The sequence below is a fragment of the Actinophytocola oryzae genome (genome assembly GCF_004364325.1).
Lineage (GTDB): Bacteria > Actinomycetota > Actinomycetes > Mycobacteriales > Pseudonocardiaceae > Actinophytocola > Actinophytocola oryzae.
Genome location: NZ_SOCP01000029.1, coordinates 1 through 24809, shown reverse-complemented (window position 1 = coordinate 24809; position 24809 = coordinate 1). Strand labels below are relative to the sequence as shown.

General features: G+C 69.5%; 22 protein-coding genes. 13 read left to right on the top strand and 9 right to left on the bottom strand.

Annotation, left to right across the window (positions count from 1 at the left end; translation table 11 throughout):
* The first annotated feature begins 46 nt into the window (after positions 1-46).
* Genes CLV71_RS44560 through CLV71_RS44520 form a run of 9 tightly spaced genes read left to right on the top strand, consistent with a single transcriptional unit; the run spans position 47 to position 7676 of the window.
* Positions 47-2095 carry a magnesium transporter gene (locus CLV71_RS44560; protein ID WP_208298046.1) on the top strand — a complete coding sequence of 683 codons (2049 nt, stop codon included), beginning with the start codon at positions 47-49 and terminating at the stop codon, positions 2093-2095.
* 1 nt (position 2096) lies between these two features.
* Entirely contained in the window at positions 2097-2723 is a 627-nt protein-coding gene (locus CLV71_RS44555) for a hypothetical protein (protein WP_133909022.1), read from the top strand.
* Positions 2720-3733 (top strand): C40 family peptidase, encoded by a 1014-nt coding sequence (locus CLV71_RS44550; RefSeq protein WP_133909021.1) that lies wholly within the window; start codon positions 2720-2722, stop codon positions 3731-3733. The genes CLV71_RS44555 and CLV71_RS44550 overlap by 4 nt, the downstream gene beginning before the upstream one ends.
* A 36-nt stretch (positions 3734-3769) precedes the next feature.
* Positions 3770-4198 (top strand): hypothetical protein, encoded by a 429-nt coding sequence (locus tag CLV71_RS44545; protein WP_243867413.1) that lies wholly within the window; start codon positions 3770-3772, stop codon positions 4196-4198.
* Between the two features lie 44 nt (positions 4199-4242).
* Entirely contained in the window at positions 4243-4437 is a 195-nt protein-coding gene (locus tag CLV71_RS44540; RefSeq protein WP_133909019.1) for a hypothetical protein, read from the top strand.
* Between the two features lie 18 nt (positions 4438-4455).
* On the top strand, positions 4456-5877 hold the full coding sequence (locus CLV71_RS44535; protein WP_243867411.1) for an RNB domain-containing ribonuclease: 1422 nt from the start codon (positions 4456-4458) through the stop codon (positions 5875-5877).
* Positions 5874-6527 carry an NADPH-dependent F420 reductase gene (gene npdG / locus CLV71_RS44530; protein WP_133909018.1) on the top strand — a complete coding sequence of 218 codons (654 nt, stop codon included), beginning with the start codon at positions 5874-5876 and terminating at the stop codon, positions 6525-6527. Before CLV71_RS44535 ends, npdG begins: the two co-directional genes overlap by 4 nt.
* Positions 6527-6928: a DUF4326 domain-containing protein gene (locus CLV71_RS44525; RefSeq protein ID WP_133909017.1), complete on the top strand. Its 402-nt coding sequence runs from the start codon at positions 6527-6529 to the stop codon at positions 6926-6928. The genes npdG and CLV71_RS44525 overlap by 1 nt, the downstream gene beginning before the upstream one ends.
* Positions 6915-7676, top strand: coding sequence for a helical backbone metal receptor (locus CLV71_RS44520; RefSeq protein WP_133909016.1), 762 nt, complete (start codon positions 6915-6917; stop codon positions 7674-7676). The genes CLV71_RS44525 and CLV71_RS44520 overlap by 14 nt, the downstream gene beginning before the upstream one ends.
* Here CLV71_RS44520 and pip read toward each other — a convergent pair.
* Entirely contained in the window at positions 7654-8592 is a 939-nt protein-coding gene (gene pip / locus CLV71_RS44515; RefSeq protein ID WP_133909015.1) for a prolyl aminopeptidase, read from the bottom strand. The genes CLV71_RS44520 and pip overlap by 23 nt on opposite strands.
* Before the next feature lie 23 nt (positions 8593-8615).
* Here pip and CLV71_RS44510 point away from each other — a divergent pair, with 23 nt between their 5' ends.
* Positions 8616-9551 (top strand): glutathione S-transferase family protein, encoded by a 936-nt coding sequence (locus CLV71_RS44510; RefSeq protein ID WP_133909014.1) that lies wholly within the window; start codon positions 8616-8618, stop codon positions 9549-9551.
* Between the two features lie 46 nt (positions 9552-9597).
* Here the strand turns inward: CLV71_RS44510 and CLV71_RS44505 are convergent, their stop codons facing one another.
* The 4 genes from CLV71_RS44505 to secA2 form a co-directional block, all read right to left on the bottom strand.
* Positions 9598-10218 (bottom strand): dihydrofolate reductase family protein, encoded by a 621-nt coding sequence (locus CLV71_RS44505; protein WP_133909013.1) that lies wholly within the window; start codon positions 10216-10218, stop codon positions 9598-9600.
* 122 nt (positions 10219-10340) lie between these two features.
* Complete coding sequence (gene panB, locus CLV71_RS44500; protein ID WP_133909012.1) at positions 10341-11210, bottom strand: 3-methyl-2-oxobutanoate hydroxymethyltransferase; 870 nt, start codon at positions 11208-11210, stop codon at positions 10341-10343.
* Between the two features lie 158 nt (positions 11211-11368).
* Positions 11369-13087 carry an NAD+ synthase gene (locus tag CLV71_RS44495; protein ID WP_133909011.1) on the bottom strand — a complete coding sequence of 573 codons (1719 nt, stop codon included), beginning with the start codon at positions 13085-13087 and terminating at the stop codon, positions 11369-11371.
* A 39-nt stretch (positions 13088-13126) separates the two neighbouring features.
* Positions 13127-15481 (bottom strand): accessory Sec system translocase SecA2, encoded by a 2355-nt coding sequence (gene secA2, locus CLV71_RS44490; RefSeq protein WP_133909077.1) that lies wholly within the window; start codon positions 15479-15481, stop codon positions 13127-13129.
* A gap of 127 nt (positions 15482-15608) precedes the next feature.
* Between secA2 and CLV71_RS44485 the strand changes: the two genes are divergently transcribed.
* The gene (locus CLV71_RS44485) at positions 15609-17183 is read left to right on the top strand and encodes an alpha/beta hydrolase (protein WP_133909076.1); all 1575 of its coding nucleotides are present in this window, start codon (positions 15609-15611) and stop codon (positions 17181-17183) included.
* Positions 17184-17293: 110 nt separating this feature from the next.
* On the opposite strand, the gene CLV71_RS50335 is transcribed toward CLV71_RS44485, so the two are convergent.
* From CLV71_RS50335 to CLV71_RS44470, 4 genes are all read right to left on the bottom strand, one after another.
* Positions 17294-17422, bottom strand: coding sequence for a hypothetical protein (locus CLV71_RS50335; RefSeq protein WP_279588805.1), 129 nt, complete (start codon positions 17420-17422; stop codon positions 17294-17296).
* Positions 17423-18053: 631 nt separating this feature from the next.
* Complete coding sequence (locus tag CLV71_RS44480) at positions 18054-19886, bottom strand: MFS transporter (protein ID WP_279588804.1); 1833 nt, start codon at positions 19884-19886, stop codon at positions 18054-18056.
* The gene (locus CLV71_RS44475) at positions 19883-20581 is read right to left on the bottom strand and encodes an LppX_LprAFG lipoprotein (protein WP_133909010.1); all 699 of its coding nucleotides are present in this window, start codon (positions 20579-20581) and stop codon (positions 19883-19885) included. Before CLV71_RS44475 ends, CLV71_RS44480 begins: the two co-directional genes overlap by 4 nt.
* Positions 20582-20615: 34 nt before the next feature.
* Positions 20616-21575, bottom strand: a complete 960-nt coding sequence (locus CLV71_RS44470) for a GlxA family transcriptional regulator (protein ID WP_133909009.1) — start codon at positions 21573-21575, stop codon at positions 20616-20618.
* Between the two features lie 70 nt (positions 21576-21645).
* Between CLV71_RS44470 and CLV71_RS44465 the strand changes: the two genes are divergently transcribed.
* Together CLV71_RS44465 and CLV71_RS44460 are read left to right on the top strand one after the other, a co-directional pair.
* Positions 21646-22926 carry an MFS transporter gene (locus CLV71_RS44465; RefSeq protein ID WP_243867410.1) on the top strand — a complete coding sequence of 427 codons (1281 nt, stop codon included), beginning with the start codon at positions 21646-21648 and terminating at the stop codon, positions 22924-22926.
* A 23-nt stretch (positions 22927-22949) separates the two neighbouring features.
* The gene (locus CLV71_RS44460) at positions 22950-24293 is read left to right on the top strand and encodes a glutamine synthetase family protein (RefSeq protein WP_133909007.1); all 1344 of its coding nucleotides are present in this window, start codon (positions 22950-22952) and stop codon (positions 24291-24293) included.
* Positions 24294-24809: the final 516 nt, after the last annotated feature.

Here is a 24809-nt window from a genome sequence, read left to right as displayed (position 1 = left end):
TTCGACTACCCCGTAGCTCGGACGGGGCCGGCGAAGGCGGCGCAGCATGACGACCCTGGTGGTGATCGCCGCCGTGTTGTTCTTCATGGCATGGCGGCGGAAAAGACGCTCCTCGACCAACCCGACCCGTCACAGAGGTCGGGTTGCCTCTCTGACGATCGTCGCGGCCCTCCTAGGCATGCAGGCGATGGTCGGCTCCCCGGCCATGGCCGCGCAGCAGCAGGAACAGAGCTGCGCGCCGTTCCCGGAGCGACCCGGCTCGGGCATGGTCGGCGCCATCGACCCACCGCAGGGCAACGGCTTACGAGGTGGCAAGGACAGCGGGGTCCCGTACACCGACGACAAGCACCCCAACAGCCCGTACCGCGACTACGGGTACGCGGGCATGGTCTGGCACGTCTACGACCCCAATTGCAACCAGCCCCTCTCGATCAGCGACCCAAGCGTCACGATTGACACCTGGGCGGGCAGTGAGCTGTTCAACCTCGGCAAGAACATCGTCGGTGCGACCAACTCGCTGCACTACACGCTCTACAACGGCGGCGTGCTCGGTGGGCTGAACCAGCAGATCGGCGCGGCGGCTAAGGCGATCTTCGACAACATCTACATGCAGCTGTTCAGCATCTTCATGCTGATCCTGGCTGTCCTGATGTTCCGTCAGATCTGGAAGGGCGACCTGGCCGCGGTATCCCGCAGGGGGCTCTACGCGCTCGGTGGCATGTGGTTGGCCGCCTCGACCCTGGTACTCGTCAACAACTACGACTTCATCGACAAGCTGATCATCGACACGACGACGGGGATCCAGAACGGCTTCGAGGACCCCAACCGCGACGACGTGCAGCAGCATGTCCTGCCGAACGAGCTGCACACGCGTGTGGTGTACGAGAACTGGCTGCGCGGCGAGTTCGGCAAACCGGATGACCCCAAGGCACTGCAGTACGGTCGCGACCTCCTGGCCGCGCAGGCGTGGACCCGTGACGACCTGGTCTCGGGCAACGACGCGAACGACCAGGCGGAAGCCGCGAAGCAGAGCGAGTACCAGAAGATCTACAACCAGCTCGGCTCCGCGCAGGGGTACTTCGCGGGTACCGAGGGCAGTCGGACCGGCGCGGGCTTCCTGGCGTTCTTCCAGTCGCTGGTCTACTCGCTGTTCCAGTTCCTGGCGAAGCTGGCCGTGCTGCTCGCGCAACTGCTGCTGCGGATCTTCACACTGGCGGCCCCGGTCATCGGCCTCGTGGCGCTCGTCCACCACGACATCCTCCGCAAGGTCGGCCGAGCGGTCGGCGCCGTCGTGCTGAACGTGCTGATCCTGGCCATGCTGGCCGGTATCCACTTCAAGTTCCTTCAGCTGATCTTCGGCCCGGACGTGCAGCTGTCGATGCTCACCCAGATGCTGCTCGCCGGCATCGTGACGCTCGTGTTCCTGCTGGTCGGCAGGCCGATGAAGCGCATGTGGCAGATGGTCGAGCTGTCCGTCGGCGCGGCCGGTGCCTCGGTGCCGACCGGTGGTGGCGGCATCTTCTCCCGCTTCCGCAAGCGCAAGGGCCCCGACCAGCGCGGCCCGCAGGACGAGTTCTGGGACAACCTCCAGGACGAGAAACTCGCCGGCGACACCGTCGCCACCACGCGTGGCGGGCGGAGGCCGAGGCCGGAGGCCACCGGTCCGGTCATGGCGACCGCCGAGCGGCTCGACACGCGGCGGACCTCCATCGGGACCGGTACGTACGGGCTGCCGTCGAGCGACGGCGAACGTGCGCCCGCGCTCATGCCGAGGAGCCCGGGCGGGCGCAACGACCCGAGCGGCGTCATCCCGGCACGCAGCCGGATCGTCGACACCAACCCGGTGCACGGCGAGTTCGGCGAGGACGCGATGGTCGTCCCGTCGCAGGTCACGACCCGTCGCAACGAGGGCCGCTACGACCCCCAGCCGCAGGCCCAGCGGCCGTCACCGCGTCCGGCGGACGTCGAGATGGTCGCCGGGCGGCCGGTGCACGTGGTCTACCGGCCCTCGCGCGGGCTCGAGGTACGGGAACCGGCGCCGCGCCGGATGCCGTTGCGTGACGGGCCCCGCGAGACCGACGCGGTGGTGAGATGACATGCCGATCCGCACCAACCGCGGGCGTGCCGCGGTGTACCGGCGACTGTGGGGCTGGCCCATGCGCTCGCCCCGCCACCTCGCGATCGTGGTGTTCGTGGTCGCCGTCGTGGTGCTCGCGGCAGGCATCATCATCCCGCAGCTGACCGGCTCGAACGACAAGGCGAGTGGCACCGCCGCCGGCCCGTCCGGCAGCAGCACGACGGCCGCGCCGACCACCCCTGGCAGCGGCACGGACCTCCCCGGCACGGCAGGGGCCACCAGCAGCCTCCCGACCAGGATCACCACGCTGACCGACACGCCGGAGTCCGCGGCACCAGCGCCGGAGGCACTGGATGTCGCCGACTCGTGGGCCCGCGCCTGGGTCAACCACCCGGAAGGTGTCACGAACGAGCAGTGGCTCGACACGCTGCGGCCGTTCACGACCGAGGAGCAGCTCACCGAGATGTCCACGGTGGAGCCGGGCAACATCGGCGCCACCAAGGTCACGGGCGAGCCGGAGACGGTCGAGTCGTTCACCAGCTCGGTCAAGGTGAAGCTCCCGACCGATGACGGCACCCTGCTCGTCACGGTGATCCACACCCCGGACGGCTGGCGGGTCACCTACTACGAGCAGGTGGACCGATGAAGAGCGCGCTCGTCGTCGGGGGGCTGGTGGTCGTTGCCACCGTGGCCGTCGCGGGCGTCAGCGCGGTCACCCAGGTCGTGTCGCAGGACCAGGCGGCCGACCAGGCCAGGGCCATGAGCGCCGGCCTGAACTGCAACGCGGCGCTCGGCCCGATCACCGCCGGTCCGGCGGGCAGCGGCGCGGGGGACGCGGCGAAGCTGAACGAGGACCAGCGCAAGAACGTCGCGCTGATCATCTCCATCGGCAAGGACCGCCAGCTGCCGCCGCTCGCGTGGCAGGTCGCGATACAGGCGGGCATGACCGAGTCGGGCCTGCGCAACCTGAACTACGGCGACCGCGACTCGCTCGGCATGTTCCAGATGCGCCCCTCCATGGGCTGGGGCACGCCCGCGCAGGTCGTCGACCCGCACTACTCGATCAACAAGTTCTACGACGTGCTCGGCAAGGTGCCCGGCTGGGAGCAGCAGCGCCCTGGCGAGTCGGCGCAGGACGTGGAGCGGTCGGGGTTCCCCGACCGCTACCACAAGTGGGAGTCGATGGCGGCCCACCTGATCGGCAACGTGGGCCTGGTACCGGACCCGACGGGCTGCGGCCAGGGCACCGGACTGTTCGTCCCCGCGCCGACCGAGCAGTCCCGCAACGCCATCCAGTGGGCGCTCGGCCAGCAGGGCAAGCCGTACGTGTGGGGTGCGCGGACCGACCAGCAGGGCTCGTTCGACTGTTCCAGCCTGATGCTCCAGGCCTACCGGGCCGCGGGCATCACTCTTCCGAGGGTTTCCCGCCAGCAGTACCGGGCGGGCGCGATGTTGCCGGTGGAACAGGCCCAGCCGGGTGACCTGCTGTTCTGGGGCTACGACAGGAGCGATCCGGACACCATCCACCACGTTGCGATGTATCTCGGTGACGGCAAGATCGTGGAGGCCCAGCAGACCGGCGTGCCAGTGCACATCCGCTCGGTTCGTTGGGGCGAGGCGGAGTTGATGGGCCAGGCCGTGCGGCCTGGCGTGTGAGACGTGAGGGGCGCGATGACCATGTACCCAGAACAGATGCGGTCTCCTTTGCCGGACTACCTTCGCGCACCCCATCCGGGCACCTCCGATCAGTACGTGGTGCTGCCGAAGTCCCTGGTGGAGACCATGCCGCTGCCGTGGCAGAACGCACTGCACCAGGTCCTGCAGGAGTTTCACCAGGCCTACGCCCACCTGAACTGGCCCGAGTACCGGGTGGTCCCGTCGCGGCGGGAACGCCTGGTGAACCTGGACGAGGAACAGCTGGCCGAGGTCGGCTACCTGGTGGAGATCGACGTCGACGGCGAGCTGGTCTACCGCGAACGCAGTGGTCGGCGGATCGAGAACCCCGAGGAGACCGAGGTCCTGGTGTCGGTGATGGACCCCATCCCGGGCGACTACCGCAACGCCACCCAGGACACCCCGCCCCGCGGCTTCCCTGCGCAGCAGGTGGCGCCCTGGTCCTGAGCGGTCGTTGACCGCGGAGGGCTCTCCGGCCTTAGGCTCAGTTCATGGTCGACAACAACCCGGACCCCGGTTGGTACTTCTGCACCAAGCACAACACGGTCGAGCACGGTTCGGTGTGCCCGGCGGGCGACCGGCTCGGTCCCTACCCGGACAAGGAGACTGCGGGGCGGGCGCTGGACATCGCGAAGGCACGCACCGAGGCCTGGGACAAGGCCGACAAGAAGTGGGAAGAAGACTAGGGGGTTAGAGTCCCCCGCGTGGTCGTGCGCGCGAAAGGCGACCGGATCGGCTTTGCGCGGGTCCGGGAAGAGTTCGCGCTGCCGACCGACTTCCCCGAGGACGTGCTCGCCGAGGCCGATCGTGCCGCGGGTGCGTGGCGGGATACCGGGCGCGACGACGCGACCGACCTGCCCCTCGTCACCATCGACCCGCCGGGGTCGAGGGACCTCGACCAGGCCATGGCGGTCGAACGCGTCGGCGCCGGGTTCCGCGTGCACTACGCGATCGCCGACCTCGGCGCGTTCGTCACGCCGGGCGGCGCGCTCGACCGCGAGGTCCGTCGCCGCGGCCAGACGATCTACCTCCCGGACGGCAACGTCCCGCTCCACCCCGGGGTCCTGAGCGAGGGCGCGGCCAGCCTCCTGCCCGGACAGGTCACCCCCGCCGCCCTCTGGACCCTCGACTGCGACAGCGACGGCCTCCTCGAACACGCCGACGTCCGCCGCGCGTTCGTCCGTTCCCAGGCCCGCCTCGACTACGACACCGTCCAGCGGTCGTTCGCCGACAGGACCGCACACCCGGCGATCCAGGAGCTGCCCGCGATCGGCCGTCTCCGCCGCGAGCGCGCCCTGGAACGCGGCGCCGTCGAGCTCCAGCTCCCGGACCAGGACGTCGAGGCCAACGGCGACGGCTGGCGCCTCGTACTGCGCCCCCGCACCGAGGTCGACGCCTGGAACGCCGAGATCTCCCTGCTCACCGGCATGGCCGCCGCGAAGCTCATGCTCGACGCGGGCGTCGGCATCCTCCGCACGCTGCCCGACCCGGAGAACGGCGCCGTCAAGTGGCTGCGCCGCTCCGCCCGCTCGCTGGGCATCACCTGGCCGCGGGCCATGGACGCCGCGAAGCTCCTCGCCGGCCTCGACCCCGACCGGCCCGAGGCACTCGCGCTCTTTATGGACGCCACCCGCCTCCTGCGTGGCGCCGGTTACACGGTGTTCGACGGCGCCGCGCCCCGGCTGACCACCCACGCGGGCATCGCGGCCCCGTACGCGCACGTCACCGCGCCACTGCGCAGGCTGGTCGACCGGTTCGGCGCCGAGATCTGCCTCGCCGTCGCCGCGGACCGGCCGGTACCCGAATGGGTGAGATCCGCCCTGCCCGAGCTGCCCACCCTGATGGCGGGTTCCGACACGCTCGCCGCCCGCGTCGACAAGGCGTGCCTCGACCAGACCGAGGCGTGGGTGCTGGCGGGCCGCATCGGCCAGGAGTTCGACGCGATCGTCCTGCGGTCCGAGGGCGGCTCCTCGGACGTGTTCGTGACCCATCCTCCGGTGATCGCGAAGTGTGCCGATGGCAACCTTCCGGAAGGCGAGACCGTCCGCGTGCGTTTGACTCAGGCGGACGCGGACGCTCGCAAGGTGGTCTTCGAGCGCGTGGATGGATCCGAGGAGGAACGTTGACCGACGTGACTGGCCTGACCGTTGGGGTGCTCGGGGGCACCGGGCCGCAGGGCAAGGGCATGGCGCTGCGGTGGGCGAAGGCCGGCATCAAGGTGATCGTCGGCTCGCGCAGTACCGAGCGCGCCGAGGCCGCGGCCGCCGAGCTGGGTGAGGGCGTGACCGGCACGGACAACAGGGGCACGGCCGCCGCGGCGGACATCGTGCTCGTCGCCGTGCCCTGGGAGGGCCACGACGACCTGCTGACATCACTGCGTGCCGAGCTGGCGGGCAAGATCGTCATCGACTGCGTGAACCCGCTCGGCTTCGACAAGCAGGGCCCGTTCGCGCTGCGTGTCGAGGCGGGGAGTGCCGCGCAGGAGGCCGAGAAGCTGCTCCCGGAGTCCCGCGTGACGGCCGCGTTCCACCACGTGTCGGCCGTCCACCTCGCCGACCTGTCGATCGAGGAGCTGAACACGGACGTGCTCGTGCTCGGCGACGACCGCGAGGCGACGGACGTCGTGCGTGCGCTGGCCGACGCCGTGCCGGGCATGCGTGGCGTGTACGGCGGACGGTTGCGCAACGCCTTCCAGGTCGAGGCGTTCACCGCGAACCTGATCGCGATCAACCGGCGCTACAAGGCACACGCCGGGATCCGCGTCACGGACATCTGATGATCGCGCTGCCACCGGGGGCCGAGAGGTGGACCGCGGCCGAGCGGGAGGTCGCGATCGCCGTGCTGTCCGGCGAGACGGTGGTGGTGAACGTCCGCAAGGCGGGCCCGCACAAGCGGTTGGCGCCGTGGCTGGTAGGGGAGGGCCTGCTCACGTACGTGGGGCATGCCGGTCCGCGCCACCGCTGGCCGGAGTCGGACTTCGCGAACCCGTTCGTGAACCAGGCGAGCACGGACCGCGCTCGCATGGTGGCGCGGTACCGGGAGTGGCTGCTGGAGCGGCCGAAGCTGCTGGCGCGCATCCCGGAGGAGCTGGCGGGCCGGGCACTGGGCTGCTGGTGCGCGCCGGCGGCCTGCCACGCGGACGTCCTGGCCGAGGAGGCACGGCATGCTGGTCGATGACCTGGGCGAACCCGTCACGCTGCCAGGGAGCCCGCGTCGCGTGGTGAGCCTGGTCCCGTCCCTGACCGACGCGATCGAGGCCAGCGAGCCGGGCCTGGTCGCGGGCGCCACCGACTACTGCACGCACCCGCCCGAGTTGACCGCGCCCCGCGTGGGTGGCTCGAAATATCCGAACGTGGACGCCGTCCTGGAGCTCCGCCCGGACCTCGTGGTGGCCAACGCGGAGGAGAACCGCCCGGAGGACGTGGCCAGGATCCGCGCCGACGGCATCCCCGTGTGGGTGACCGTCGCGGCGCCGACGGTTCCGGAGGGTCTCGGCTCGGTTCGTCGCCTGCTCACCCAGGGCCTCGGGCTGGAGGAGCCACCGTGGCTGGTGGACGCCGAGGACCTGTGGCGCACGGCGGTACCCGTCTGGGCGACGGCGGTCGTCCCGGTGTGGCGGCGCCCGTGGGTGGTCGTCGGCCGGGACACCTTCGCGGGTGACGTGCTGCACCGCCTGGGCGTGGCCAACGCGTACGCCGACGACGAGGACCGCTATCCCCGCCCCAAGGACCCGAACGTGCCGGGCGCCGACCTGGTCGTGCTGCCGGACGAGCCGTACGAGTTCACCGCCGACGACGGCCCGGAGTCCTTCCCCGGCCTGCCGTACGCGCTGGTCAACGGCAGGTTCCTGACCTGGTGCGGTCCGTCGCTCGTCGAGGCCCACACCTCGCTGACGGCCGCGCTCAGGGCCGGAACTCGTCGGTAGCGGCGATCAGGGCGTCGAGCACGCCGTAGTCGGTGACCGCGTGCCCGGCGCGCGGGAGGATGCTCAGCGTCGAGTCCGGCCAGGCGCGGTGCAGCTCCCACGCGGTGACCGGCGGGCTGACGACGTCGTAGCGTCCCTGCACGATCCGGCCGGGGATGCCGGCGAGCTTGCCCGCGTCGCGGATGAGCTGCCCGTCGTCGAGCCAGCCGCCGTTGGTGAAGTAGTGCAGCGCGAGCTTGGCGAACGCGACCGCGAACCTCGGCTCGCCGTACGCCGCGACGAGGCCGGGCGTGGGGTCGACCGCGACGACCGCGCCCTCCCATTCGCTCCACACGGCAGCGGCCTCGGCGGCACGGGCAGGGTCACCCAGTAGACGTCGGTACCCGTCGAGCACGTCGCCGTCCGTGACCAGCGCCGAGAACCTCTCCCACTCGGCGGGGAACAACGCCCCGGCGCCACCGCGGTAGAGCCAGTCCAGTTCGGACCGGCGCAGCAGGAACACGCCACGCAGGATGATCTCGGCCACCCGTTCGGGGTGGGTCTGCGCGTAGGCGAGTCCGAGGGTCGCGCCCCAGGAGCCGCCGAACACCTGCCACCGCTCGATGCCGAGGTGCTCCCGCAGCGCTTCCATGTCGGCGACGAGGTGCCAGGTGGTGTTGTGGCCGTCCGGGTCCCGGGTGGCGACGTGCGGTGTGCTGCGGCCACAGCCCCGCTGGTCGAACAGCACGATCCGGTAGGCGGCGGGATCGAAGAACCGGCGGTGCAGGGGAGTGGTGCCCGCACCGGGGCCGCCGTGCAGGAACACGACCGGCTTCCCGTCAGGGTTGCCGCTGACCTCCCAGTAGACGCGGTGCCCGTCGCCCACGTCGAGCATGCCCTCGGCGTACGCGTCGAGCGCCGGGTAGAAGTGGCGCATGCGGGGAGCCTAGATTCGATGGCATGGCAACCGTGCAGTTCGGCAAGGAAACGTCCAAGCGCGGCGAGTTCGTCCGCCAAGCCAACCGGTTCACCGACCGGATCACCGCGGACGGCTCGTCCGGCTGGCAGGCGGCGCCGGGGAAGTACCGCCTGGTGGTGAGCCTGGCGTGCCCGTGGGCGCACCGGGCGGTGATCGTGCGCGGCCTGCTCGGCCTGGAGGACGCCATCTCCCTGGCCGTGGTCGACCCCGTCCGCGACGAGAAGGGCTGGCGCTTCACCCTGGACGAGAACGACCGCGATCCCGTGCTGGACATCGAGTACCTGTCCGAGGCGTACCTGCGGGCCGACCCGACGTTCGAGGGCCGCGTGACGGTCCCGTCGATCGTGGACGTCGAGTCGGGCAACGTGGTGACCAACGACTATCCCCAGATCACGCTGGACCTGTCGACCGAGTGGCGGGAGTTCCACCGGCCGGGTGCCCCGGACCTGTACCCGGAGGCGCTGCGGCAGGAGATCGACGAGGTGATCGAGCCGATCTTCCAGAACGTGAACAACGGCGTGTACCGATGCGGGTTCGCGAGCAGCCAGGAGGCGTACGAGGACGCGTACGACGCCCTGTTCGCCGAGCTGGACCGCCTGTCGGCGAGGCTTTCGAACCAGCGGTACCTGGTGGGGGACAAGATCACCGAGGCGGACATCCGCCTGTTCACGACCCTGGTCCGCTTCGACGCCGTGTACCACGGCCACTTCAAGTGCAACCGCGAGAAGCTGGCGGAGATGCCGGTGCTGTGGGCGTACGCCCGAGACCTGTTCCAGACCCCGGGCTTCGGCGACACCGTCGACTTCGACCACATCAAACGGCACTACTACTACACCCACGACGCGATCAACCCGACCCGCATCGTCCCGAAGGGCCCGGACCTGTCCCGCTGGCACACCCCGCACGGCCGAGGCTGACTCGCGGGGCGGCAGGTCGTCGGCCTCCGCTGCCTGCGACGGCTCGTCAGAGCTCGAAGGACCCGTAGCCGGGCTTGCCGACGGGCCGGTACACGCAGCCCACGACACCGGAGTCGGTGGTCCGCGCCGACACGAGCTCCAGCCCGCTCGGCACGGCACCGTCGCCGAACAGCCGCTTGCCGGTGCCCAGCACGACGGGGAACACGGTGAGCCGGTACTCGTCGACCAGGTCGTTGGCGATCAGCGTCTGCGCGAGGTCGAGGCTGCCGACGACCACCACCTCGCCGAGGTCCTGCCGCTTCAGCTCGGCCACCGCCGCAGGCACGTCGCCGTCGAGCAGCGACGAGTTCTCCCACGTCAGCGAGGGCTTCGACCGGGAGGCCACGTACTTGGGCACGTTGTTGAGGATCTTCGCCATGGGCGCCTCCTCGTGGCCGTCGGGTACGTGCGGCCAGTACGCGGCGAAGATGTCGTAGGTCCTGCGGCCGAGCAGCAGCGCACCCGCACTGGCGTGCCACGGGCCGACGATGTCGCCGACCTGCTCGGTGAAGTACGGCACCGTCCAGCCGCCGTGCCCGAAGTCGCCGTCCACATCCTCCTTCGGGCCGCCTGGCGCCTGCGCCACGCCGTCGAGGGACACGAACATGTTGATCGCGATGGTGCTCATCCGAGAGTCTCCGTTCGAAGTGCGGTTCTGCCCACGCGTCGAACGTGCCCGCCCCGGATCGACACTCTCCCCGAAAAAGTTTCCGCCCGCGGCTCGAGAGCTGCCGCGGGCGGAGAACCGACTCAGTGGAAGACGTGCTCCGGCGCCGGGAACTCGCGCTCCCGCACCTCGGACGCGAACTGCTCCACCGCGCCCTTCATCACCCCGGCCAGGTCGGCGTAACGCTTGACGAACCGGGGCGCCTTGCCGCGCCGCAGGCCCATCATGTCCTGCCAGACCAGCACCTGGGCGTCGCAGTCCGGACCGGCGCCGATGCCGACCGTCGGGATCTCCAGCTCGTGGGTGACCCGCTTCGCGGCCTCGGCGGGCACCATCTCCATGACGACCGAGAACGCCCCGGCGGCCTGGAGTGCGAGGGCGTCCTCGAGCAGGACGTCCGCCGCCTCGCCACGACCCTGCACGCGGTAACCACCGAGGTTGTGCTCACTCTGCGGGGTGAACCCGATGTGGCCCATGACGGGCACGCCCGCTGTGGTGATGGCCTTGACGTGCGGCGCGAACGCGGCGCCGCCCTCGAGCTTCACCGCGTGGGCGCGGCCTTCCTTCATCATCCGCACGGCCGTGGCCAGGGCCTGTTCGGGTGACAGCTGGTAGGAGCCGAACGGCAGGTCGGCCACGACCAGTGCCCGCTTCACCGACCGAGTGACACTTCGTACGAGTGGGATCATCTCGTCGACCGTGATCGGCAGTGACGTGTCGTAGCCGTAGACGTTGTTGGCGGCGGAGTCGCCGACCAGCAGGACCGGGATGCCGGCCTCGTCGAACAGCTCGGCGGTGTACATGTCGTAGGCGGTGAGCATCGGCCATGCCTCACCCCGCTGCTTGAGCTCCCGGAGGTGGTGGATGCGCACGCGTTTCGCGGGCTTCTTGTCGCCTGAGGCGGCACCCGTGCCGTAGGGCGCGGCCACCTCGGGGTTCGATGCTGACGTCATTGTCGACCGTCCTTCCCTCGAAGCCCACGATCGTGTGGGTCCCCGGGTGTTCGTGGATGGCTTACGACTCCAATGTCGCACCAACACGACGACGTGAGACACCCCTGCGACGAGCTTCACACGCGCATGCGACCAGGACACCAGGCCTGGTCATGGGACTACTTGCCCTCGCGCCAGGCGTTGGTCATCGGGAGACGGCGGTCGCGGCCGAAGGCCTTGAAGGTGATCTTCGTGCCCGGCGGGTACTGGCGGCGCTTGTACTCGGCGCGGTCGACCATGCGGAGCACCCTGTCGATCAGCTCCGGTGCGAAGCCCGCCGCGATCAGGTCCCCGTAGCCGCGGTCGCCCTCGATGTAGTCGTCGAGCACCCGGTCCAGCAGCTCGTAGTCCGGCAGCGAGTCCGAGTCCATCTGGCCGGGCCGCAGCTCGGCCGACGGCGGCTTGGTGATCGAGTTCGGCGGGATCGGCGGGGTCTGCCCACGCTCGGCCGCGACCTCGTCGCGCCACCGCGCCAGCTCCCAGACCAGCGTCTTCGGCACGTCCTTGATCGGCGCGAACCCGCCGACCGCGTCGCCGTAGATCGTCGAGTAGCCGACGGCCAGCTCGGTCTTGTTGCCGGTCGCGAGCACCAGGTGGCCGTGCTGGTTCGACAGCCCCATCAGGGTGACGCCCCGGCAGCGGGCCTGGACGTTCTCCTCGGCGAGGCCCGTCAGCTCCAGCTGCGACACGAACACCGCGACCATGTCCTCGATCGCCTGCACCTGGTAGTGCAGGCCGGTGCGGCCGGCCAGGTCCTCGGCGTCCGACCTCGAGTGGTCCGACGAGTACACCGACGGCATCGACACGCCGTGCACGTTCTCCGCGCCAAGTGCGTCCACGGCCAGCGCCGCGCACACCGCCGAGTCGATCCCGCCCGACAACCCGAGCACGACCGACGTGAACCCGTTCTTGCGCACGTAGTCCCGCAGGCCGAGCTCCAGCGCGGCCCACATCTCCGCCAGCTCCGGCAGCGGCTCGTCCGACTCGGGCGCCGCCAGCGGCTGGTAGGCCGCGAGTGGCGGGGACGACAACGTCACGCGCCGCACGGCGAAGCCCGACACGTCACCCGAGGTGGTGGCGGCACCACCCGGAAGGTCGAGATCCATCACCGTCAGGTGCTCGACGAACTGCGGCAGCCGTGTCAGGACGTCACCCGACGGGGACACCGCCATCGAGTCGCCGTCGAACACGAGGTCGTCCTGGCCGCCGACCATGTTCACGTACACGAGCGGCGCCCCGGCCTCGGCGGCCCGCCGAGCCACGAGGGGGAGCCGCGTGCCGTCCTTGTCCCGCTCGTAGGGCGACGCGTTCGGCGACACCACCAGGTCCACCCCGGCCGCGCCCAGCGCCGAGATCGGGCCGCCCTCCTGCCAGATGTCCTCGCAGATCACCATGCCGACCTCGAGCCCGTGCAGTCGCACGATGTCGAGCGTCCGGCCCGGCTTGAACAGCCGCCGCTCGTCGAACACGCCGTAGTTCGGCAGGTGGTGCTTGAACTGCGTCGCGGCGATCCGCCCCTCGTACAGCACCGCCACCGCGTCACGCGGCCCGACCTCGTCCAGGTCCAGGTAGCTGACCACGGCCGCCACCGACCCGTGGCCCTCCTCGGCCAACCGCGCGGCCAGCGTGGACAGCGCGGTGCGCGACGCCGACGCGAACGACTCCCGCAGCGCCAGGTCCTCCACCGGGTAGCCGGTCAGCACCATCTCGGGGAACACGACCAGGTGAGCACCCTGCTCGTGGGCACGCTCCGTCCACGACGCGACCAGATCCGAGTTGCCGTCCAGGTCACCGACCGTGGCGTTGACCTGCGCGAGCGCGATGCGTAGCTGTGGCATGCCACCATCCTGACACGTTTTCGCCCAACAGGCGAAAAGTCACCGGCGTGACCCGCCTCGCACCTTCTTGATCATCGCGCGGACCCGCTGCAGTGCCTGCTCGGCGTCGGTGTCGAACGGGTTGTCGTGGATCATGTACGTCCACGTCGCGGACGGCCGCCGCAGCCCGTCGGACACGAGGTCCACGCCGTCCGGCCCGAACCCGACCGTCTTGAGCGTCTCGACGGCCCGGTCGGTGATCTCGTCCTGGATCTTGCGGAACTCGGGGATCGCGGTCCGGTGGAACTCGTCGATCGGCGTCTCCTTGGCGAGCGCCCGCAGGTGGATCGTCTCCCGCACGTCCGCGAGGAAGGCCAGGTGCTCGGTCCACCGCTGGTCGAGGTGGTAGAGCATGATCTGCCGCGCGGCGTCATCGAGGACCTTCTCGTCCTCGATGTCCTCGGTCAGCTCCTTCCACCGCTCCTCGGCCTGCGACGCGAGGGTCGTGGCCGCGAGGTCGGTGGTCAGCAGCTCGTCGCGGTACTCCAGCAGCACCTTGCGCTGGTGCTCGATGAGCCGTGTGTACCGCCAGGTGTTGCGGTGGATCTCCAACTGGACGCCCTCGGACACCTTCTGCGCGTGGTCGATGAACCGCTTGGACGTCGGGTCGAGCAGCCGCCCGAGGTCGTCTTCCTCGTCCGGTTCCGCACCCGCGGTCGCGTCCGGCGCGTACTGGATGACCTGGTCGTCGTTCAGGCTCGCGAACATGATCGACCCGCCGGGGTCGCCCTGCCGGCCGGACCGGCCGCGCAGCTGGTCGTCGAGCCTGCTCGACGGGTACCGCCCGGTGCCGATCACGAGGAGTCCACCGAGGTCGGCGACCTTGTCGTGGGCCTCGGCGTCACCGCTCGCGCGACCGCCGAGGCGGATGTCGGTGCCCCGGCCCGCCATCTGCGTGGACACGGTGACCGCCTGGTACGCGCCTGCCTCGGCCACGATCGCGGCCTCCTGCGCGTCGTTCTTCGCGTTCAGCACGACGCACTCGACCTCGGCGTCGGCGAGCATCTTCGCCAACCGCTCGGACTCCGCGACGTCACGCGTGCCGATCAGGATCGGCCTGCCGTCCTTGTGGACCTCCGCGATCTCCCTGACGATCGCGGCCTCCTTGTTCTCGACCGTGTCGTACATGCGGTCCGGCTCGTCCTCACGCACACACGGCGTGTTCGGCGGGATCACGGCGACACGCAGCTCGTAGAACTCACGCAGCTGCTCGGACACCGCGACCGCGGTGCCGGTCATGCCGCACACCGTCACGTACCGGCTGATCAGGCCCTGGACGCTGATCGAGTCGAGCACCTCGCCGCTCTCGGTCGGCCGCAGCCGCTCCTTGGCCTCGACCGCCGCCTGCAACCCGTCAGGCCAGCGCTGGCGCAGCGCGATCCGGCCGCGGGAGCTGTTGATCAGGTGGACCTTGCCGTCGCGGACGATGTAGTCGACGTCCCGCTCCAGCAGCGCGTGTGCGTGCAGCGCGGCGTTGACCGCGGCTAGGCGGTCGCTGTGCTCGCCGGAGTACAGGTCGACACCGCCGAGAGCCTTCTCGACGACCTTCGCGCCCCGCGTGGTGAGCCACGCGTTGCGGCCGTCCTCGTCCTTCTCGTAGTGCTGACCCGGCTTGAGCGCGCGGACGACCTTGGCGACCTCGGGGTCGGACTGGCCCTCGTCGGACGAGCCGGCCAGCACGAGCGGCACCTTGGCCTCGTCGATCAGCACGGAGTCGGCCTCGTCGACGATCACGACGTCCGGCGGGCGCCCGACCATGTCGTCGACCGAGGTGCAGAGCCGGTCACGCAGGACGTCGAAGCCGATCTCGCTGACCGACCCGTAGGTGACGTCGGCCGCGTAGGCCGCGCGCCGCTCCTCCTGGGTCGAGGTCTGGCTGACCCACCCGACGCTCACGCCGAGCATCGCGTAGATCGGGCCCATCCACTCGGCGTCGCGCTGGGCGAGGTAGTCGTTGACCGACATGACGTGCACGGCGTGGCCCTGCAGCGCGTAGCCGGCCGCCGCGAGCGCGCCCGCGAGCGTCTTGCCCTCACCGGTGGCCATCTGGACGACGTGGCCCTCGAGCAGCTCCATCGTGCCGAGCAGCTGGACGTCGTAGGGCCGCTCGTCGAGCGCCCGCTTGGCGGCCTCGCGGCCGAGCGCGCACAGCTCGATCAGCGCCTTGTCGTCGAAACCCGGCTCGTCGGCCTCGCGACGCAGCTCCGTGGCCGCCGAGGTCAGCTCGTCGTCGGAGAGCTCGCCGACCTTTTTCTCGCGCCACTCGATCGAGGTCAGCAGCTCCTCGTAGCGTGAGATGTCGACGGTGGCTGGCCGGTCCAGGAACCGGCTGAAGCCGGCCTTCACGCGCCGCATGAACGCCGCCACCGACGCTCACCTCCTCGCTCGCCTATACGCGGTTGTGCCCTGCACGGTAACGGTCCACGCCACCACATGAGTTCCGGCTGGCAGGATCTGGGGCGTGACGACACGCCGGCGCGCCATGGTGACCGCCTCCATCCTGCTCGTATTCGTCGCGGGGGCGTGCACGACCTCCGTCGACGGTGAGCCGGGAGCGAAGCTGCCCATCACCGTGACCAACGCACCGAAGGGCCCGGTGCCCCAGGGCCTGGAGAAGTTCTACTCACAGGGCCTGACCTGGGACAGCTGCGACGGCTACGCCAAGACCGACTACGACAGGCAGGCCATGCGGAGCAAGGACCTGCAGTGCACGCACCTGACCGTGCCGCTCGACTACGCCAAGCCCGACGGCGACACCGTCAAGCTCGGCGTGCTGCGGCGGCCCGCACGGAAGTCGAGTGAGCGGATCGGTTCGCTCGTCATCAACCCCGGCGGCCCCGGCGCGGCGGGCCTGTCGACGGCGGCGGCCCTCGCGGACGCCAACGACACGCTCGCAGACCGCTTCGACTTCGTCGGCTTCGACCCCCGAGGCGTCGGCTCGAGCGAGCCGAACGTCGAGTGCCTGACAGACCAGGAGATGGACGCCGAACGCGCGGACGACGCCGAACTGGACGTCACACCCGCGGGCGTGCGGAAACAGGAGGACGAGGCGAAGAGCTTCGGCCAGGAATGCGAGGAGAACACGAAGTTCGGTCCCGGGATGCTGGCCAACATCGGCACCAGGGACGTCGCGAAGGACCTGGACATCCTGCGCTCGGCTCTGGGTGACGAGAAGCTGACGTACCTCGGGTACTCGTACGGCACCAGGATCGGCAGCACCTACGCGGAGACGTTCCCGAACAACGTGCGCGCGCTGGTCCTGGACGGTGCGCTGGACCCGTCGCAGAGCCCGGTGGACGAGGTGGTCGCCCAGGGTGCCGGCTTCCAGAAGGCGTTCGACGACTTCGTGGCGTGGTGTGTCAAGCAGGACGACTGTGCGCTGGGGAAGGACCAGAACGGGGCACTGAAGGCGTTCCAGGACCTGGTGCGCCCGCTGGCCAAGAACCCGGTCCAGGTGAGCGACGGTCGAAGGCTGTCATACGAGGACGCCACGACCGGGGTGGTGCAGGCCCTGTACTCCGAGCAGCTGTGGGACCGCCTGAACTCGGGCCTCACCGGACTGAAGCAGAACGACGGCGACACGTTGATGCAGCTGGCGGACCTGTACATGGAACGCGACAGCGACGGCGAGTACTCGACGACACAGGACGTGTTCACCGCCGTCCGCTGTGTGGACGACCCCCGCATCACCGACCCGAACGAGGCACTGGAGGTGGCCCGCCAGTACAAGGCCGCGGCCCCGTTCCTGGACGACGGCAACCCGCCGGTAGGCGTCCTGGACGCCTGCGCGTACTGGCCGGTCCCCAACACGAGCGAGCCCCACGTACCGAACGTCCCGGGCCTGCCGAAGGTCCTGGTGGTCTCGACGACCAATGATCCGGCCACCCCGTACGAGGCAGGCGTCGCCCTGGCCAAGGGTCTCGGCGGCGGCCTGCTGACCTACGAGGCGACCCAGCACACGGCGTTCCTCCAGGGCAACAAGTGCGTGGACGAAGCAGGCGTGAAGTACCTGACCGACCTGCAGCTGCCGAAGGAGGGCACCCGCTGCAAGCCGTGAACCCGAGCGAACGGTCCACTCACGCGACGCATTCGACGGTGTTTTGTCGGTGCCCACGTCTAGGCTGGATTCCGGGGGCCGGAGGGCGCCCGCAGCGCGGAAGGGTCGCCTCAGCTCGCCGCATCGGCCCTCGTTGGGACCCGCCGGCCGAACTTGGCGTCGAGCACGACGCAGATGCCGAGCACGACACTGAGGCCGAGCCTGACCTTGACGTCGGCGCTGAATCCGCCGTCGAGCACCCATCTGGTGCCAAGTCCCCCATCCGCTGTCGAGTCTGACCCCGATGTGTCGAGGCTGAACCTGGCGGCGGCCTGACTCTGTGTCGAGTCTCGACATTGCGGTGGCCCTGAACCCGGTGTCGAACCTGGACCGGGAGGCAGGGCCAGAACCTGCTGTTGAGTCTGGACTTGGTGTCGGGACCTGAACCTGGACCTGGCGGCGGGCTGTGAATCTGGCGTCGAACCTCGACCCGCGAAGAACCTGAACCCGGGGTCGGGTCTGAACCTGGTGCCGAATCCGAACTGGGTGCCGAGCTTGTACTCGGGTGCAGACCCGGAACCGGCGTGGGGGCCGAACTTGGTGTCGGGCCTGAAATCGGTTGCGGGCCTGCGGTCGGTGTCGAATCCGGACCTGGCGTCGGGTACTTAGCCGGTGTGGCGCCCGAATCGGGCGCCACACCTAAGGTCAATGCCGGGCCCGAACTCGGTGCCGAATCCGAAGCTGGTGTTGAGCCGAACCTCGGCGCCGAGCCCATCCCCGATGCCGAAGCCGGTCCGCAGTTGAACCTGGCCTCGGACCAAGACCGAGGCTGAGCCCGACCCCGAGGTCCAATCGGAACTTGATGCTCGGGCCTGAAGCTGGTGTCGGACCTCAGCCCGGTGCCAAATCCGAACCTCGCGTCGGGCCCGCAGTCGATGCCGAGCCCGAAGCCGATGCAGAGCCTGGACGTGGCGCTGTGTCCAAACCTGACGCTGAGTCGGAACCTGACGTCGAGTCCAGACCCGGCTCCGAGTCCCAACCCGGCTCCGAGTCCGAGGTCGGCTCTGAATCCGAGGTCGGCTCGGAATCCGAGGTCCGCTCCGCGTCCGAACTCGGTGTCGCGTCCGAACTCGGTGTCGGCGCCGAGGCCGGTGTGGAGCCCGAACCCGGCGCCGAACCCATGCCGGGCGCCGAAACCGGTCCCGAAGCGGCAGCCGCCGCCCGTCGTCCGCCGATCAGCAACGCCAGCGCCGCCCCCACCACGCACACCACCGCCGTGATCAGGAACGTCTCGCTGTACTGCGTCAGCAGCGCGTCGTTCACGGCCGCCCGGTAGGTCGCCATCTCCCGGTCGAACTGCGCCTCGGACTTACCGAACGGCAGCGGCGTGTCCAGCGTCGCCGTCAGCGAGTGGAAACGGTGCAGCCCCAACGCCGCCAACGCCGCGACCCCGACCAGCATCCCCGTCATCCGCGCCACGACCACCCCGGCCGCCGCCACCCCGTGCTGCACCGACGGCACCACCCGCAACGCTGCTGCGGAGAGTGGCGCGATCACCACGCCGAGCCCCAGTCCAGTGATCACCAGATCGGTGTCGAGCCGTGGCAACGACACGAACCCCAGCGAGTGCGGCGCCGACAGCACGTCCAGCGGCCACCCCGAGACGAGATAGAACCCGAAAGCCGCCACCACCAACCCGGCACACGCGGGCAACCGGTCCCCGAACCGCCCCGCGAGCCACCCGCCGAGCAACGCGCCGACCGGCAGCGCCACCAGGAACCGCACCAACAGCAGCACGCTGCCGTTGTCGTCGCGGCCGAGCAGCGTCTGCCCGAACAAGTCCACGTTGACCAGCGTCACCATCAACGCGGCACCTGCCGCGAGACTCGCGCCGAGCGCTGCCAGGAACGGCCCCAGCCGCACCCCGCGCGTGTCGATCAACCGTGTCCGCGCCCGCCACTCCCACGCGAGGAACGCCAGGAACGCCACCCCGGCGATACCCAGCAGCAGTGGCCCCCACGACGGCAGCACCTGGTTGCGTGGATCAGGGTTGTAGAGCCCCACCACCAACAACCCGAGCACCACGGCAAGCAACACGGCCCCAACGACATCCACCCGAACGCGGTCCCCCACACGGGTGGAGCGCGGCACCGTGAACTGCACCGCCACCATCGCGGCGACCGCCAGCGGCACGTTCACCCAGAACACCCCGCGCCACCCGAGCAACGCCGCCAGCACGATCCCGTACACCGGCCCGAGCACACTGCCCAGCTCCTGTGCCGCACCGACCGCGCCCAGCACGGCCGAGCGCCCGCGTGCGGCCCACAGGTCCGCCGCCAACGCCATCGTCACCGGTAACAGCGCGCCACTGGCCACGCCCTGGATCACTCGACCGGTGACAAGCACATCGGGTGTCCCCGCAACGGCCGTCACCACCGACCCGACCACGAAACCGGCCAGGCACACCTGCAGCAGGGTCTTGCGCCCGAACCGGTCCGACGCCTGCGCGAGCACCGGCATCGCGGCCACGTACCCCAGCAGGTACCCGGTCACGATCGGGGTCACCCGTTCGAGCCGGTTCAGCGGGATCTGCATGTCGTCGATGATCTGGCGCAGCACGCTGACCACGACGTACGTGTCGAGCGCGCCCAACAGCACGGCGAGTCCACCAGCACCGATGGCGACCGCGCGGCGCCGCTCGTGCACCCCTTCGGCGACCGTCACTTCGGTGCCGTGATCGTGACCTGCTTGTCGATGTCACTGAGCGTGACGTCCACGGTCGGCTCGCCGAGCTTCACGCTGGCCTTCACCGGCTGGTGGCCGCCGTCCTGCCTGACCCAGAACGTGATGTCGACGTCCGAGCCGACGCCGGGAACGAGGTTCTTGACCACGTCCTGTTCGACCCGCCCGGTCACCCGGTAGGTCGACACCCCGTCGACGTCCTCGGTGCCCTCGGTCTTCGGGTCCCGGACACTGGCGAGCACCTTCGCGACCCCACGATCCGGGTCGAGGATGGCGGCCGGGTCGTACAGGCTGCGCACCATCGACGCGGGCAGCTCCTGCCACCCACCGGTCGGGCCCTTGATGTACAGCGAGTTGCCGACCAGCACGAAGTCACCCTCGAAGAGGTCACCCAGAAGCTTCATCGACACGGTGCCCTTGGCCCCGCCGCCGTCCCCGCCCTCACGGGTCAGGTCGCCCTCGGCCTTCTTCACCGGAATCTCGGGCAGCTCGCCGTTCACGGTCAACGTGAAGTGCGCGGACCTGATGTCCGCCGTCGACGCCGCGGCGTCCTTCAGCAGCCCGGCCCCGTCCGGGAGCGACGACCCCCCGCCTGCCGGCGTCTCCTCCGATGAGGAGCAGGCCGAGGCAAAAGCCGTCGTGAGCGCGAGCGTGACGAACAGGATCCGGCGCATCATGCGGAAATCCTAGGGCTGGCCGGCTGAGAGATGTTCAGCTGTGCCGAAACGTTTTCCGGTAAGCCAGCGGCGAGACACCGAGCGCGGCACGCATGTGCTGCCGCAGCGACGCGCCGGTGCCCAGCCCCGCCCGCTCGGCCACCACCTCGACCGGCAGGTCGGACGTCTCCAGCAGGTGGCGTGCGTGCTCGACCCGCTGCCTCGTGAGCCAGTTGCCCGGCGACATCCCGGTCTCCGCGCGAAACCGCCGCGAGAAGGTCCGCACGCTCATCCGCGCGTGCTCGGCCATCATCGCGAGGTCGAGCGGCATGTGCAGCCGACGCAGCGCCCACGCCCTGGTCGGCGCGGTGCCCTCGCTCCCGGGCTCCGGCACGTGCCTGTCGATGTACTGCGACTGCCCGCCCTCCCGCCAGGGTGGCACCACGCAGTACCGCGCCGCCCGGTTGGCGACCTCCGTGCCATGGTCGCGGCGGACCAGGTGCAGGCACAGGTCCACGCCGGCTCCCAGGCCCGCCGAGGTCAGCACGTCGCCGTCGTCCACGAACAGCACGTTCTCGTTGAGCAACACGTTCGGGTACAGCGCGCGGAACTCGTCCGCGTGCGCCCAGTGCGTCGTCGCGGGCCGCCCGTCGAGGATCCCGGCCGCGCCGAGCACGAACGCACCGGTGCAGATCGACATGACCCGCGCGTGAGACGGCACCGTGGCGAGGGCCTCGCCGATCTCGCGGGGCAGGACGCCGTGCAGGCGCGGCCCTGCCACCCGCGTGCCGGGGACGATCACCGTGTCGGCCTCGGCCAGTATCGAAGCGTCGTGGTCAGGCACCATCGAGAACCCCGAACCCACTCGAACGGGTGACCGGTCGAGCCCGCAGATACGCACGTCGTACAGGGGTTCACCGTCCTTGCCCGTGGCCTCGCGGAGGATCTGCGGCGGGATGGTCATGTCGTAGCCCACGACCATGTCCAGGGCGAGGACGACCACGCGATGTGCCATGGCCAGATTCTTTCAGATATTGGCGATCCGGCCACTCGTTCTGAGGGAGCGGATCACGCAGGCTTCACACGTGACACAGGTAGCGCCACGAACCCGCTTCCACTGGGCCTGGCTGGTCGCGGGCACCGCGTTCATCACGCTCATCGGCGCGGCGGGCTTCCGCGCGGTGCCGAGCGTGCTCATCGACCCGCTGCACGACGAGTTCGGCTGGTCACGGGCCACGATCTCCGCCGCGGTCTCGATCAACCTCGTGCTCTTCGGCGTGATCTCGCCGTTCGCCGCCGCGCTCATGGACACACTCGGCATGCGGCGCGTCGTCTCGGGCGCCCTGGTCCTGGTCGCCGCGGGCAGCGGCCTCACCGTCTTCATGAACGCCAGCTGGCAGCTCCTGCTCTGCTGGGGTGTCCTCGTCGGCGTCGGCACCGGCTCCATGTCGATGGCGTTCGTCGCCACGGTCACCGGGCGCTGGTTCGTCCGGCACCGGGGCCTGGTCAGCGGCATCCTCACCGCGGCGGGCGCCACCGGGCAGCTGGTCTTCCTGCCCCTGGTCGCCGCGCTCGCCACCGCACACGGCTGGCGCACCCCGGCCATCGTCGTCGCGGTGGCCGCGCTCGCCGTCGTCCCGCTTGTCGTCACCCTGCTCCGCGACCACCCGGGCGACGTCGGGACCACCGCCTACGGGGCGACCGCCGACCAGATGACATCGACCAGACCGGTCACCGGCAGCAGCGCCGCTCGTGCCTTCCGGACGCTCACCGACGCCGCCCGCACCAGGACGTTCTGGCTTCTCGCCTGCGGCTTCGCCATCTGCGGCATGTCCACGAACGGCCTGGTCGGAACCCACTTCGTCAGCGCGGCACACGACCACGGCATGCCACACACGACCGCGGCGTCCCTGCTCGCCCTGGTCGGCCTCTTCGACGTGGCCGGAACCATCTTCTCCGGCTGGCTCACCGACCGGGTGGACCCGCGACTACTCCTCGGCGCCTACTACACGCTCCGCGGCGTCTCGCTGATGGTCCTGCCGTACCTGTTCGCGCCGGACACAGAACCACCCATGTGGGTGTTCATCATCTTCTACGGCCTCGACTGGATCGCGACCGTGCCACCCACCGTCGCGCTCTGTCGCAACCGTTTCGGCACGTCAGGGCCGGTGGTGTTCGGCTGGGTCTTCGCCTCCCACCAGGTCGGCGCGGCGCTCGCGGCACTGGGCGCCGGCGCGATCCGCGACACACAGGGCAGCTACGACATGGCCTGGTTCCTGGCCGGTGGCCTGTGCGTTGTCGCCGCGCTGCTGTCGCTCGCCGTTCGCCCGATTCGGGAACCTGGTCAACTCGAAACACGCAGTTAACACGATCTACCTAGGCTGCCCGCATGGACCGTCAGCAAGAGTTCGTCCTGCGCACCCTCGAGGAGCGCGACATCCGCTTCGTGCGCCTGTGGTTCACCGACGTGCTCGGCTTCCTGAAGTCGGTCGCGGTGGCCCCTGCGGAGCTGGAGGGTGCCTTCGCGGAGGGCATCGGTTTCGACGGTTCGGCCATCGAGGGCTTCGCACGGGTGTACGAGTCGGACATGGTCGCGCGCCCCGACCCGGCGACCTTCCAGGTCCTGCCGTGGGAGGACCGCGAGGGGCATCACTACGCCGCGCGCATGTTCTGCGACATCGCCATGCCCGACGGGTCACCCTCCTGGGCAGATCCTCGTCACGTGCTGCGACGAACTCTCGCAAAGGCCAGCGAGTCCGGGTTCACCTGCTACGTGCATCCCGAGATCGAGTTCTTCCTGTTCAGCTCGGTGCCGGACGACGGACGAGAGCCGACGCCCGCCGACAACGGGGGCTACTTCGACCAGGCGAGTCACGAGACCGCGACCCATTTCAGGCGTCACGCGATCGAGACCCTCGAGGCGATGGGTATCTCAGTCGAGTTCTCCCACCACGAGGGGGCACCCGGTCAGCAGGAGATCGACCTGCGGTATGCGGACGCGCTGACCATGGCCGACAACGTGATGACTTTCCGTTACGTGGTCAAGGAAGTGGCCATCACGCAGGGGGTCCGCGCCTCGTTCATGCCGAAGCCGTTCACCGACCAACCCGGCTCGGGCATGCACACCCACGTGAGCCTGTTCGAGGGCGACCAGAACGCCTTCTACGACAGCGAGGACCCCTACGAGCTCTCGAAGACCGGGAAGGCGTTCGTCGCGGGGCTGCTCAAGCACGCGCGGGAGATCTCGGCGGTCACGAACCAGTGGGTCAACTCCTACAAGCGCCTGATCGTCGGTGGTGAGGCGCCCACGACGGTGTGCTGGGGCCACGCGAACAGGTCTGCCCTGGTCAGAGTGCCGATGTACTCCGTGGGGAAGGCGTCGTCGCGACGGGTGGAGATCCGGAGCCTCGACTCGGCCTGCAACCCCTACCTGGCCTACGCGGTGATCCTCGCGGCCGGGCTGAAGGGTGTGGAGGAGGGCTACGAGCTGCCGCTCGCCGCCGAGGACGACGTGTGGTCGCTGACCGACGCCGAGCGCCGCGCCGCCGGCTACGCGAACCTCCCGCAGAACCTGGGGGAGGCCCTCGCGGCCATGGAGGGGTCCGAGTTGGTGGCCGAAACCCTCGGCGAACACGTCTTTGATTTTTTTCTTCGGAACAAGCGCAACGAGTGGGACGCCTATCGTCGGTCGGTCACCCCCTATGAGCTGCGGACTTTGCTTCCGCTGCTCTAGCCGCAAGCCTCTGACCAGGCGATTTGACTTGTGCATGCGCCGACGGATAACTTTCTCCTCGTCGCACAGAGCGGCGGACCGGACAGGAACTAGCAAGCCTGACCCCCCTCCGACGCGAAACTCGGCCCCTGATACACTTCAGTGGCTGGATGCAGCTGGGCCAGGCGGGTTGACACCGCGAGACGGACCAGATAGCATGTAGCGGCACTAGCAAGAAGCGGTAAGCCTCCCAAGCGGGACCGTCTAAGGTCCCCCAAGTAGGGATTGGCGCTTCTGCTAACCTAAGCAGTAAAACTAGCGGTAAACCAACTGGCGTCTTTCAGACCATGTTGCACTCGCAGCATGTGACGGATGAACGTGTGTTGTTTGAGAACTCAACAGTGTGCCGATAAAATGCTAGTGAGCTTGTGCCTGGCCTTTTTGGTTTAGGTATTTTTGCTGGGATTTTGGTTCTTCAACTCATTCATTGTTGGAGAGTTTGATCCTGGCTCAGGACGAACGCTGGCGGCGTGCTTA

Excerpts from the sequence above, each read along its gene's own strand:
- secA2 (WP_133909077.1), bottom strand. The coding sequence starts at position 15,481 with ATGCGGCGCGTGAAGGCCGGCTTCAGCCGGTTCCTGGACCGGCCAGCC.
- CLV71_RS44475 (WP_133909010.1), bottom strand. The coding sequence starts at position 20,581 with ATGATGCGCCGGATCCTGTTCGTCACGCTCGCGCTCACGACGGCTTTT.
- CLV71_RS44495 (WP_133909011.1), bottom strand. The coding sequence starts at position 13,087 with ATGCCACAGCTACGCATCGCGCTCGCGCAGGTCAACGCCACGGTCGGT.
- panB (WP_133909012.1), bottom strand. The coding sequence starts at position 11,210 with ATGACGTCAGCATCGAACCCCGAGGTGGCCGCGCCCTACGGCACGGGT.
- CLV71_RS44520 (WP_133909016.1), top strand. The coding sequence starts at position 6,915 with ATGCTGGTCGATGACCTGGGCGAACCCGTCACGCTGCCAGGGAGCCCG.
- CLV71_RS44560 (WP_208298046.1), top strand. The coding sequence starts at position 47 with ATGACGACCCTGGTGGTGATCGCCGCCGTGTTGTTCTTCATGGCATGG.
- pip (WP_133909015.1), bottom strand. The coding sequence starts at position 8,592 with ATGCGCCACTTCTACCCGGCGCTCGACGCGTACGCCGAGGGCATGCTC.
- CLV71_RS44545 (WP_243867413.1), top strand. The coding sequence starts at position 3,770 with ATGCGGTCTCCTTTGCCGGACTACCTTCGCGCACCCCATCCGGGCACC.
- CLV71_RS44470 (WP_133909009.1), bottom strand. The coding sequence starts at position 21,575 with ATGGCACATCGCGTGGTCGTCCTCGCCCTGGACATGGTCGTGGGCTAC.
- CLV71_RS44485 (WP_133909076.1), top strand. The coding sequence starts at position 15,609 with ATGGTGACCGCCTCCATCCTGCTCGTATTCGTCGCGGGGGCGTGCACG.
- CLV71_RS44460 (WP_133909007.1), top strand. The coding sequence starts at position 22,950 with ATGGACCGTCAGCAAGAGTTCGTCCTGCGCACCCTCGAGGAGCGCGAC.
- CLV71_RS44510 (WP_133909014.1), top strand. The coding sequence starts at position 8,616 with ATGGCAACCGTGCAGTTCGGCAAGGAAACGTCCAAGCGCGGCGAGTTC.
- CLV71_RS44540 (WP_133909019.1), top strand. The coding sequence starts at position 4,243 with ATGGTCGACAACAACCCGGACCCCGGTTGGTACTTCTGCACCAAGCAC.
- CLV71_RS44505 (WP_133909013.1), bottom strand. The coding sequence starts at position 10,218 with ATGAGCACCATCGCGATCAACATGTTCGTGTCCCTCGACGGCGTGGCG.
- CLV71_RS44555 (WP_133909022.1), top strand. The coding sequence starts at position 2,097 with ATGCCGATCCGCACCAACCGCGGGCGTGCCGCGGTGTACCGGCGACTG.
- CLV71_RS44550 (WP_133909021.1), top strand. The coding sequence starts at position 2,720 with ATGAAGAGCGCGCTCGTCGTCGGGGGGCTGGTGGTCGTTGCCACCGTG.
- CLV71_RS44525 (WP_133909017.1), top strand. The coding sequence starts at position 6,527 with ATGATCGCGCTGCCACCGGGGGCCGAGAGGTGGACCGCGGCCGAGCGG.